This window comes from Chryseobacterium sp. CH21 (genome assembly GCF_004119445.1).
GTDB lineage: Bacteria > Bacteroidota > Bacteroidia > Flavobacteriales > Weeksellaceae > Chryseobacterium.
In genome coordinates this window covers 15,972-27,211 of the sequence record NZ_QICI01000024.1, presented here as the reverse complement: position 1 = coordinate 27,211, position 11,240 = coordinate 15,972, and the positions used below count along the sequence as shown (strand labels likewise).

Below are 11,240 nucleotides of genomic sequence, written 5' to 3'. Positions count from 1 at the left end.
GTCCCGTCCGGATCGCAGAAGTTTTCTCAATTTCTTTTTTAAAAAAATTGATCCGGTAGTTCAGCTGGTTAGAATGCCGCCCTGTCACGGCGGAGGTCGCGGGTTCGAGTCCCGTCCGGATCGCAAAAAGTCTTCTAGAAATAGAAGACTTTTTTTGTTTATAACCTTTGGATGTAAAATAAGAAGGATGGAGCATTTAAATCTGTGCTATTTTGATTTAATGCAAAGATTTATTTTCTCATGCTCAATTATTAAGAAAGCAAAGATGGAATCAATCTCATTGATTCTTTCTAAGCGCATGTAAATCTATATATTTCGATGAGTGGTTGTATCACTTTTAAACAAGATGATTCGATGTGATATTTAAAATAAAAATGGCCGGAAGAAATTCCGGCCATTACTGCTTTTGAGCAGCGTTGTTGTAATTTATCTTTTAATAATTTTTACAACAGTTTCAGAGTTATTAATTCTTATAAGGTAAGCTCCGGTTAACAATGAAGTGACATCTGTTTGTTTGTTGTTAAACTTGCCTTCTTTCATCAGCTGTCCGGACATGTTATAAATCTGATAATAATAATCCTTATCATCTTTTGCATCAATATAAAGGATATCTTTTACAGGATTAGGGTAAAGAACCAGCTTGTCATTTTTTACCTTTTCCTCGATAACCGTTTTGCTTAAAGCCGTTCTAGCCTGAAGTCCGGTGTTTGGCGTTACAGGAATACCTGGCAGCGGACCTCTTGGTGTACCTGCATCTTCCTGTTTTACACATCTGCAGCTTAGGGAAGCGAAAGGATCTATATCAACATTTTTTACATTATTTCTGCTGTAAATATCGAAATACATATAAGTAGCTCTTCCTGTCATTTCTCCGTTTAGGTTAGCATACCATACTCCTCCTGAGGCACCTACAGCAGTATTTATCGCACCTGCATACATGACGCTTCTGCTTCCTCTGCTAACGGCCTTTGGATAATTTCCGATATTATATAAACTGTTAATAAATGAATATCCTACAGTTTTGCCCCAGAAACTAGGTGCGGTGACACTATAGATAGGAGCTCCGTAATAACCAGCTTCTGTACCATCAATAGTTCTGAGTGCTTCAGGATTGCCTTTCAGACTCCATGGAGAGGTTTTGTTGTTACCTTTACCAAGAACCTCAGGAACTCTCCATCCATTCGGGCAAGGATCAAAGACAGATTTTTTTCCACCTAATCCCCATCTTTCATCATATAACCCCTGATATTGGGTGTCAAACAACCAGTCTGAAGCAAGAGTATAATGAGGCGTGTTATCTCCACGATACGGATATGCAGTGACCGGCATCATCAGCTTTAATGGATTGGCTACAGAATAGCCCAGAATCTTTTCTATCCTAACATCTATTTTATCCGTTGCATTGATACTGCTTTTATAAGTGTTGTAATTGACAATATTACTTGAGTTATAGTTTGCTTCTGTAAAGGTAGAATAGGTTACAGCACCGCTGCCATTCGTAGTACCTAAGAATATATTGTATTTAGATCCATTGATATTATTGAATATAGGCAGAGGGTCTTTTCTTCCCCATTGATAATGCAATCCCTGTGAGCTGTTCAGCTGGTTTACCTGAGCTGCAACCGTTGGGTTATATGGGCTAGGCATTGCTTCGGTAGCTCCTATGTTTCTATCCATGATAGTTGTCTTCATGATGGTCCCATATTGGGTATAATTGACATAATTATCAGTCGTAATAGGAGTATCATTTACATGAGTAAAAGAATTCACCGATGTATTGGTTACCCAGATGTGCCAGCTCCAATAAATAGGGTTAGTGATTGAACCATTATGCAATGTGACAACAGCGTTTCCTGATTGATTGGCATTCACTTTTACGTTGATGTTTCCATCTTTGGAAGATGTGTTATCTATGGTTAATTGTGTTACCAAAGCAGGATTATCCGTCCAGAGTATATTGGCTTTTAAGTCATTAAAGCTTGTTGTATTCAGAATTTGGGTATTTCCTAAATAATTACTCTGTACAGAAAAGGCTTTACTTACTGGTACTGAAATGATCTGATCTGCTGTAGACCTTGTAACCATATAAGTATTAGGATTATCCAAACCTGTTTTGTAGGTTTCGGTTTCAGTGAAGTAAGTGGTGTCGAAATTATAGTTATTTTTTATGAATAACGGATCTTTAATACATCTGCAGGCTTGTGCATTATTGGTTGAATAGTCATCAGAAGGTCTATAACTGTACAAACCGTATACATTAGGATAATTAGCAGCATCAGGGCGATAGTTATTAACGATCTGATCAGCAGCAGGAATTAATCTTAATGCACTTGCTATCGTTGAGTAATCACCAAAAGTAGTCATTGTAGACGTCCATAGATACGTTTCAAGCTGATCTGTAAATGTGGCCTTAGTATGATATCTTGCATCTGAGGAAGCTCCTCTTCCAATCCATCCGGTTCCAGGGAATATTCCGATATTGTTGCCTGCTACATTGGTCATGTCAAAACCAGTTTGAGGGTATACCTTGATCCCTGCGAGATATCCTTTTAAATTAGATAACCCGGGAGGAATATTTGACTGAACTCCATTTAATGCAGATAATGGGCTGTTTACTTTGGCACCAAAAGGTGTAAAATCCATTCTTACATTTTTGGTAGATGATGCCACCAATACTGAAGGCAGTCTCCATCCGTTAGGACAAGGGTCATAAGATGATTTATTTCTATACGGCTGTGGAACAGAGATATCAGTTGCCTGTATCCCTTGAGAGTTATCCGACCATAAATTAACTTTACTTAACTCATTGGTCTGCAATCCCGGTACCTGACCAAACCAATTGTAATAGTAAGGAATATTGCTTATAGTTCCATAGATGGATGGTGTTGTAGTACCATCATCATTGACATACATCAGACTTAATGGATTTTTAACCGATGCTCTGATGTTATCTGTTATATTTGCTGCTGATTTATTCACAAACAGTCTCAGCTCATTAAAATTTTTATAGTCATTAAAAGGACTGTTGGTAAATCTCAATCTCGGTATCGCATCGTCATAAATTACCTTTCCTATGCTTCCGGTTACCTGATAAAAGCTTGCATCAGTATAAGTTAATGAAGGAAAAGGATCTTTTCTTCCCCATTGGTATAAAAGTCCTCCGTTTCTGTGCCATCCGTCTCCATTAAGAGAATTCCCCAGAGCACCAAGGTTTCTGTCCATCCATCCCCATTCAGAGTTAGGAATAGTTTCTATTGTACCGTCACTTAATTGTCTTTTTACATCGTCATAACTTTTATAAGTAGAACCATTTCTGGGATCATCTGTTACCCAAACGTGCCATGACCAGAAGATTTGTCCGTCTACTTTATAAGCAACTACTGCATTTCCTTTCTTTACTTTGTTTACAGGTACTTTTATTTTTGCCGTTTCCCCTGAGCCTATAATATCTAAAGTATAGTTTTCCTTAGATTTTATCAGTCCCATAGTATCTTCCCACAAAACATCAGCAGTAACTGTTCCGGAAGGAACATCAACTCCTTTCATATAATTCCCGCTTCGCCACATTTCGTAAGCTTTTTTTACAGGAATATAAAGCCCGTCTGCATTATTACCATCATTATCTTTACCCGTAAAAATATAACTGTTCGGAGCTTTTGTCCAGTCTGCTATTGTATTGTCAGGCTGTGCTCCGGAATTAATTGTAAAACAGCTATTAGCACAATCTGCAGAATCAAATGCAGTGGTGTTTCCAAAAATACCTACATATTTGATGAATTTTTTGATTTCTGCTTCCACCTCCGAAAGCGGTCTCATTGGTCCATTCCAGTTGGCTATTACTTTTCTGTTTCTGATGGCTCCAATACCATATAAAGAAGCTTTAGGAGTATTGCTCAAAAAGAAATTTTCAGATCCGGGACCTCTTTGTTTGTCATATAATGGAGGATAACCGAAATCATTCACTGTATTATAATTGCTTAATGCATTGACCGTGATATACTGTCCGGTAGATTTGTATACCCTGAAACCTGTTATTTTGCTTACAACAATAACTACAGGCTCTTGATCCGAAATAATGTCTGTCAGTTTCTCGTTGATGTAATTGTAAAGGTTGTAATACCTGTTAACTAAAGCATTAGGGTTTGTAAAATCCAAATATCCTCTGCCCCAGGGTTCTCCACCCTCCTCAGGAGGTAGAAACCAGTTACTGAAGTTAATAAAGAAGCCCGAACTTGAAAACTTACCGGCAAATACATAAACAGGATCATGGTAAGAAAACTCAAAAGGGCTCGTATCACTGCCTTGATAGATGTATTTCTGTGAACTGGCAATCGTACCGATATTATTAGGATTGTCAATATTAATCACAGGAGCGTTTGGATTGCTGCTATCCAGAGTACCACTGGCGTTAACGGATAATACAATATCATCCAGTTTCTTAGTCAGATGCTGTGATTTTACCCTGTCTTTTACACCGGAAACACTTCCATTAGGATTTAATAATACTGTACCACTTTTTTTCGGAGTGAAAAGTATTGTGTACTCATTTTCATCCAGTTCACAGGTGGCCGCAGCATAGTCTCCGAATTTGTAATGGCTTACTGCTTTATTCCATGTAATTCCGGAGAAGTTATCGGTTTCTGAACTCAGCACAACTTTTAAATTATACGTGCCGCTGCTTGCAGAAGCTGGCAATTCAAAGGTAGCATTAAGGTTTTCATTATACAGATTGCTGGCGTATAATGTTTTACACCATGCAGTAACCCATTCTCCCAGAGCATTCTGGTATTTGGCGGAAATCAGAACATCACTGGTAGTGACAGGTTTGTTGAGCTGTCCACTCATAACAACCGCTCCTTTTTCATTTACGTTTTGTGAAATGACCATCACAGGTCCCAGATCATAAGTGAAATTGGTTACTGGAAGGCGACTTTCCAATATAAATCGATCATTAGAAAAGCGCCGGTCCGTATCGCCTCGTGATGAAGCATAAACGGATGCAACTGAGCAGAATACAGCCCAGACTGATAGCATTGATTTTTTTCTCATACGCATGTTTTTTAGGTTATTAGATTCTGTTTGAATATCTTTTATTCAAATTTTATAGCTTATCATCAACAGTATAGGAAAGAATGGAATACAATAAAGCAGCTGTACTTTTGGTAAAGTAACCGCTACACAAGAATCCGATATTATCAGCTGCAGCAGATTTTTGAAAACCGACCGTTCCTTACAATCGTTATTTTTTGCTAGCCATGATAAATAATCCGAATTGTGTTTGTATTAAAGCCTTCCAATATAATTATTGCAGGTTTTCGGGCTCGTGTTGTGTTGTGAGTAAAAGTAGGCCGGTAGAATAATATATATTATAGCCTAATTTGAAGATAAAAATCCCATTTTTCATATTTGTGTTTTAGTTTTTTAGTTTTTATAAAAAATAATTCATAATCAATTATACAATTATGCAAACTTACAATCAGAACAAATAGGGAGGAAATATCACAAAAACATATGCTTTTTAATGAAAAATTTCTACTGAGTTTTTTGTGCTTTTTGTAATGTTTTTTTGTTAAATGTGTGGATAATCGTATGTTAATTTATTATTAACCACTATGTTTGCAAAGTTACGATATTAAAAAAACACACAATGAGTCAAAAAAATCTGACTAATAACAGCTCAGCTGATGAGACTGAGATATGTCCTGTACAGAAGCTTTTAAAAGCACTTTCAGGCAAGCTAAAATTGGAAATATTCATTCTTGCATCCCAATCCACATTGCGTTTCAGCAGCTTGCTGCGCAACTTAAAAGGATCTAATAAACAGACATTATCTATGGCTCTTAGAGAGCTGGAAGAAATGGATTTATTGGAAAGAGTGGTCATCAGGCAAAAGCCATTGCACATAGAATATAATCTTACTCAAAAAGGGAAGTCTTTAATACCTATCTTACAACAATTGGAGAGGATCATATGAAGAAAGGGATATTGGAAAGAGTATTTTAAAATCAATAATTCAACTCTCAATAATTCAACTTACTAAAGTTGAAATGGTAAGATTATTGACCAGATATTGTTAATTTAGCTCATAAACATAACTTGAATGTCAAAAAGAAAATTCATCATGTACTCAATACTTAAAACCTGGTTGATTGCTAAGGTGCTTTCTTTCATGCTTTTTGGTTATTTTATTATCACAGATTCAATATCCGTTTCAATATAATCCATTCCTGAAATTATATAGTTCATGGAAAAACAATTTCAAAACTGGACCCTCTTTTTTATTGCAGGAATCATCGCCATGATTTCCGGATTGATTGCTGCCATTGTTCTCATGACCAGATCATCAGCTCCTGATGCGTTATTTGGTATGTATATTCTGTTCGGTTTAGTTCCTGTATTACTGGTAATTATCATAGATCGGATTCTGGTATGGAAATTCGGGAACAAAAATGTGAATAAAGTTCAGTTTTCAATACTGCTGCTGATTGTATTTTTATGGATTGTAAGATTTGTATGGGATCTTTTTATATAAACTGATGATGATGAAAAACTTGTTTTTATTCTGTTTAATCATGATTTCTGTGCTGATTTCAGCACAGCCTTTTACCCTGAAATCTGTGGGAGAAACAAAAGAATTTAGGCTGAAATTGTATTATGGAGCTCAAGGTAAAGGAGCATTTGTGCAATATTCCGGAAAGAAAGAAATCATTCCTTTACAGGTAAAAAGCTTTAAAGTAGATTCAGAGGGGAGACATGACGGTCAACCGGACATTAATTATTATGTCTGGAATGAAATAATTGACGGTAAAATCAACGGGGTATATACGCTCGAAATAATGCACCATAGTACTTCGAACATTACCTATACAAGAGCAAAGGACAACAGAAAATTTATGCTGGAAATGGTAGAAAGCGAAAAGTATGACGGAAGTGACAAATATCTCCTACATGATGCTGTGCTTGCCTTTAATCATTCTTATAATAATCATTTCACCATTACTTATCCGGATGGGAAAAAGACGGCTATTGAACTTCCGTCTCCGGACCAACCTTCTTTTGCCAGACAAAGCATTATTGAAGATTATAATTTTGACGGGTATGATGATGTTGCATTTTCTGTTCCTGATGAAGGAATGGGTGTTTACAGAATGTTTGATATATATCTGTATAATCCTGGAAACAAACGTTTTGAAAAGCTTAAAGAACCGGATTATTCCCAATCAAGCTGTTCTTGTCTATGCGATGTTACTGTGGACAAAGAGAAGAAGTTTTTAACAACAGGCTGCAGAGGAGGAGCTCGATGGCATCAGGATCTCTACCGCTATGGTAAAAACGGGCATTTAGAATGGATTTCCACAGAAGAGCAGAAGGAAGAATAATCTGCTTTTCAATGTGTGAAAATTCCTTTCAAATCAATAAAATTAAGAAATTAATTAGTCATAACTCCTCATTTACAGGGATAAAACCTCCGTTTTTTTACGGTATTTTTAACAATCTCTTTTAGGATTCAATTTTAGGTCTGATATTTGTACTGGGTAGCCAAACTAAACGGCCAATTTATTTATGAAAAACATATCTGTGAAAAAATCCTTTATTTATGCCTGTTTATGCGCTTTTTTCCTTGTTTCCTGTAAAAAGGAAATAGAGAAAATAAGTGATACTTTTAAAGATACTGTTTCTTCTTCTGAAGTTCAGGAGGCAGAAAAGGATTCTATAAAGAAAGATTCTGTTCCCGTGGTAAAAAAAGAATCTGTTCCGCCTGTGATGCAGGAGAATGGTTTTTATAATGCTTTTATTCTTCCAAAGGATAAAAAGATGAGAGATTCCATCTACGCAGAATATAGTAAAAAATACAGTGTAGGAGAGCGTACTGCTATTTTAGCATTGAACAGACTGGATTCTAAAAGTAAATGGAATGCCGATACATTGGTAGTTCCTGCCAAAATAGATACAACTTTGATGGCGTATTCACCATTTCCGATGCAGCTGGATGTATTGAGCGGGGTGAAAAAGTTTGTCATCTTCTCATATCCTATTCAGGCTTTTGGAGTATATTCTAATGGTAGTCTTGTGAAATGGGGACCTACAAGTATGGGTAAAAAAGCGGCTCAGACTACGAGAGGTCTTACTTTTGCCAACTGGAAAAAGGAGCTGGCTATTTCTACCGTAAGCAGTGAATGGAAACTTCCTTATAACTTTAATATTCATAATTTAGGAGGTATCGGATGGCATGAATATACGCTTCCCGGATATCCTGCTTCACACTCATGTTTACGATTGCTGAGAAAAGATGCGAAATGGCTGTATTCTTATGCCGATACCTGGATCCTGAATCCCGGAGGTGCTACTACAAAAGCCAAAGGTACAGCGGTAATGGTATTCGGGGATTATAAATGGGGTGGAAGAAAGCCATGGAGAAAACTCCTGGATGATCCTAATGCTAATAATATTTCTGTTGAAGAATTAACTAAGCTTTTGGAACCTGAGGTACCGAAAATGCTTAAAGAACAAAGCAACAGAGAAAAAGTAGCAGATTCCATCAAAGCGGCTAGAGCAGCGGCTACACCTATTCAGAATGAAAAGCCAGTAGAATCTCAATCTAACTAATTTTCTTTTCAAACTGTAAGGTAGATTCTTCAGCAAACTGTCTCAATTTAAGCATTTCTTCTTTTCCTTTATGCTGGCCGAATCTGGCGGCGATATAGGTAAGAAGAATAAAAATAGCATGATAAAAGAAGCGCTCAGTGCCCACGGGTATTCAGCGCTTTTTATTTGTTTTTCCACATAATACATGGTGAAGAAAGTCATCCAGAGAATAGAAAAGGAAAAATACAGGAACATAAAGAATGTCCACACTGCAGAGCTTGGTCCAAATACTCCGCGTATGGCCGTATGTTCATCTTCCATTTCTACTCTTAAAGCAAGACGGGGTTTCCAGTAATTGTCATCTGTTGTTTTCACCCAGATGGTAGCAACTTCTTTATTGATATTGCCTGAAAACTCATCTTTATGCTCTTCCATATATTTTTTCAGACTTTCAGCATACTCTTCTTTGGTAAGATGAGTAAACATTTTAAATCTGGGTCTGGTTCTTATCCTGTCTAAGGTGCTTTCTTCAGTATTCATATTGTTATTCTTGATAAGGAATGGGATCTTCCAGAGCGAAACGCAATGTCAGTTTCTGATCTTTTCTTTGAATGACCATGGTGATATTTCTGCCTTCATTGGATTTCATGAGTTCTACTATTTTTTCCAGCGTCATATCCGAGGTCTGTTCTCCATTGATGGTGAGTATTCTGTCATCTTTTTGCAGGCCGGCCTCATAAGCGGGAGAATCTTTTCTTACCCCGGCTATGGAAAATATAGGTTTTAAACTGAATTTATACTGGAAGGCATCTTTATAAACTTCAGTGGATACCATAGCAGATTTTTGAGTTTCAATTTTTACTCTGTCTTCCTTCCATTCCAATCCGTCCTGCTTGAAATCTAGTCCGCTCATATTAAAATGAAAAGGATCATCAAAATATCTGTTTTTCCTCAAATAAAGCTTCTTATTAGCATAATCAAAAACTACGGTAAACCTTCGCATAAGCTCGCTGCCAATAGAACCTTTTCTGTTTTCTACCATATTAACATGCTGGATAGAAAATTCATCCGGCATCGCAGTAAGAGGTTTTTCAAACTTAAATTTTCCGAGATAAAAATTATGAATACGGCTTCTTTTGCCATAAATATCTCCATTAAAACCACGGCCCAGAAAATCATCAATATTAGGTCGGTTATACACAAAATTCTTAATAAGGGTGGGGAAGAGCCAGATGGCATCGCTATTTCCAAGATCAATCAGCAGTTTTGAATCTTTCTTTTCATTCGTCATCTCTACACCGCCAAACAGATAGGGTTTATCTTTCTCAATAGTGATTGGGAATTCTTCAAATCTTCTCGTTTTCTTTTCCAGAAGATTGGCACTTTCATACACGGTTATTTTCTTTGATGTATAATCTATATAAATAGGATGATCTTTAAAAAAATGATATCCAATCACTCCATTGACGGGAATTCCTACATGGGGCGAAATATTAAATTCTTCATCAATAATAATATAGAGAGACATGGAGGTATTGACAATTTCATTTCCAATTTTGCCTACGTTACGTTCAGATTTTAAGCCATCAATACTTATACTGCCTCCAAGACCGGAAAATTTTACTTTTTCAACGTTGCTCAGTTTAAGTTCCTTATTTTCCAGACTGAAAAGAATGGTTTCCGAAACTCCCGTATCCAGCAAGAAGGTAAGCTCTGCACCATTTACATTGATGGGAATAAAGATAAGATTATTGATAAACTGAAAAGGAATAACCGCTTTTTTAGTATTAATCAACTCAAAAGAATTCTGGGCATTTATAAAAATGCTAAGAAATAATCCCAGTAAAAGCAATTTAAATTTCATTTACTGAATTTACTGAATTTATCGTTATAATAAAAAAAAACATTCCAAAAGCTGAAATGTTTATATAAACTACAATGAAGTAGTGTTTTTTATTGAATTTGTTTCAAAATGGGTTCTGTTTATTTGGAAAAGAATTCCATCAGATCCATATAATTCTTCTGATTTACCCCATGTCCGCTCATATATTCTCTAAAGGTGAAATAACAGCTAAGATCGTAAAGAAGATCTGCTGCTTTTCTTCCCCATTCCAGCGGAATCACAGCATCATCAGTGCCATGCGAAATGAAGAAGCGAAGTCCCTCCAGTTTCTTTTTATCTTTTACAATACCATCCAGAATTTTCTCTTCAGGATAGCTGCTTAGGCAGGCAACACGATTAAAAAGTTCAGGATGTTTTAACGCTAAAGCATAAGAAAGTATTCCTCCCTGGCTGAAACCGCAAAGGTGAGCTTTACTTTCCGTAAGACCATAGTGGTTGATAATTTTCAACATACTTTCCAGTGCCGCATCTAAAGATTCCTTTGCCTGAGGAACATCAATAAAGTTTTCAGGATCATTGAAATTAATATCATACCAGGAATATCCTTCAAATTGAGTATCACGCGGAGCTCTGAAACTTACGATAATCCAGTCATTGGGAAGCGTTTCCCTGAAACTGAAAAGATCCTGCTCGTTACTACCGTAGCCATGAAGCATAAAAAGAATGGGAGTTTGGGAAGTTATATTTTCCGGCTCTCTTACTAGATAATCTAAATTCATACAGCAAAGATAATTAAATTAGATGCAGAATC

General features: G+C 36.6%; 8 protein-coding genes and 1 tRNA gene. 5 read left to right on the top strand and 4 right to left on the bottom strand.

Annotated elements, in window-relative coordinates; all coding sequences use genetic code 11:
• Positions 1-49 precede the first annotated feature (49 nt).
• Positions 50-123 (top strand) — tRNA-Asp (locus tag BOQ62_RS04500).
• 303 nt (positions 124-426) lie between these two features.
• On the opposite strand, the gene BOQ62_RS04495 is transcribed toward BOQ62_RS04500, so the two are convergent.
• The gene (locus BOQ62_RS04495) at positions 427-5,049 is read right to left on the bottom strand and encodes a T9SS type A sorting domain-containing protein (protein WP_164976678.1); all 4,623 of its coding nucleotides are present in this window, start codon (positions 5,047-5,049) and stop codon (positions 427-429) included.
• A 598-nt stretch (positions 5,050-5,647) separates the two neighbouring features.
• On the opposite strand from BOQ62_RS04495, the gene BOQ62_RS04490 reads away from it, so the two are divergent.
• From BOQ62_RS04490 to BOQ62_RS04475, 4 genes are all read left to right on the top strand, one after another.
• Positions 5,648-5,974: a winged helix-turn-helix transcriptional regulator gene (locus tag BOQ62_RS04490; RefSeq protein ID WP_129037483.1), complete on the top strand. Its 327-nt coding sequence runs from the start codon at positions 5,648-5,650 to the stop codon at positions 5,972-5,974.
• Between the two features lie 270 nt (positions 5,975-6,244).
• The gene (locus BOQ62_RS04485) at positions 6,245-6,532 is read left to right on the top strand and encodes a hypothetical protein (RefSeq protein ID WP_129037481.1); all 288 of its coding nucleotides are present in this window, start codon (positions 6,245-6,247) and stop codon (positions 6,530-6,532) included.
• Between the two features lie 10 nt (positions 6,533-6,542).
• Positions 6,543-7,379, top strand: a complete 837-nt coding sequence (locus BOQ62_RS04480; protein WP_129037479.1) for an XAC2610-related protein — start codon at positions 6,543-6,545, stop codon at positions 7,377-7,379.
• Positions 7,380-7,563: 184 nt separating this feature from the next.
• Positions 7,564-8,607 (top strand): L,D-transpeptidase, encoded by a 1,044-nt coding sequence (locus tag BOQ62_RS04475; protein ID WP_185146786.1) that lies wholly within the window; start codon positions 7,564-7,566, stop codon positions 8,605-8,607.
• A gap of 42 nt (positions 8,608-8,649) precedes the next feature.
• Here the strand turns inward: BOQ62_RS04475 and BOQ62_RS04470 are convergent, their stop codons facing one another.
• The 3 genes from BOQ62_RS04470 to BOQ62_RS04460 form a co-directional block, all read right to left on the bottom strand.
• On the bottom strand, positions 8,650-9,126 hold the full coding sequence (locus BOQ62_RS04470) for a hypothetical protein (protein WP_228413678.1): 477 nt from the start codon (positions 9,124-9,126) through the stop codon (positions 8,650-8,652).
• A 4-nt stretch (positions 9,127-9,130) separates the two neighbouring features.
• Positions 9,131-10,450 (bottom strand): PDZ domain-containing protein, encoded by a 1,320-nt coding sequence (locus BOQ62_RS04465; protein WP_129037475.1) that lies wholly within the window; start codon positions 10,448-10,450, stop codon positions 9,131-9,133.
• 119 nt (positions 10,451-10,569) lie between these two features.
• Positions 10,570-11,208 carry an alpha/beta hydrolase gene (locus BOQ62_RS04460; protein WP_129037473.1) on the bottom strand — a complete coding sequence of 213 codons (639 nt, stop codon included), beginning with the start codon at positions 11,206-11,208 and terminating at the stop codon, positions 10,570-10,572.
• Between the last annotated feature and the right edge of the window lie 32 nt (positions 11,209-11,240).

What these genes read in the sequence shown, in the direction of transcription:
- BOQ62_RS04460 (WP_129037473.1), bottom strand. Translation starts at nt 11,208, where the DNA reads ATGAATTTAGATTATCTAGTAAGAGAGCCGGAAAATATAACTTCCCAA.
- BOQ62_RS04475 (WP_185146786.1), top strand. Translation starts at nt 7,564, where the DNA reads ATGAAAAACATATCTGTGAAAAAATCCTTTATTTATGCCTGTTTATGC.
- BOQ62_RS04495 (WP_164976678.1), bottom strand. Translation starts at nt 5,049, where the DNA reads ATGAGAAAAAAATCAATGCTATCAGTCTGGGCTGTATTCTGCTCAGTT.
- BOQ62_RS04480 (WP_129037479.1), top strand. Translation starts at nt 6,543, where the DNA reads ATGAAAAACTTGTTTTTATTCTGTTTAATCATGATTTCTGTGCTGATT.
- BOQ62_RS04485 (WP_129037481.1), top strand. Translation starts at nt 6,245, where the DNA reads ATGGAAAAACAATTTCAAAACTGGACCCTCTTTTTTATTGCAGGAATC.
- BOQ62_RS04490 (WP_129037483.1), top strand. Translation starts at nt 5,648, where the DNA reads ATGAGTCAAAAAAATCTGACTAATAACAGCTCAGCTGATGAGACTGAG.
- BOQ62_RS04465 (WP_129037475.1), bottom strand. Translation starts at nt 10,450, where the DNA reads ATGAAATTTAAATTGCTTTTACTGGGATTATTTCTTAGCATTTTTATA.
- BOQ62_RS04470 (WP_228413678.1), bottom strand. Translation starts at nt 9,126, where the DNA reads ATGAATACTGAAGAAAGCACCTTAGACAGGATAAGAACCAGACCCAGA.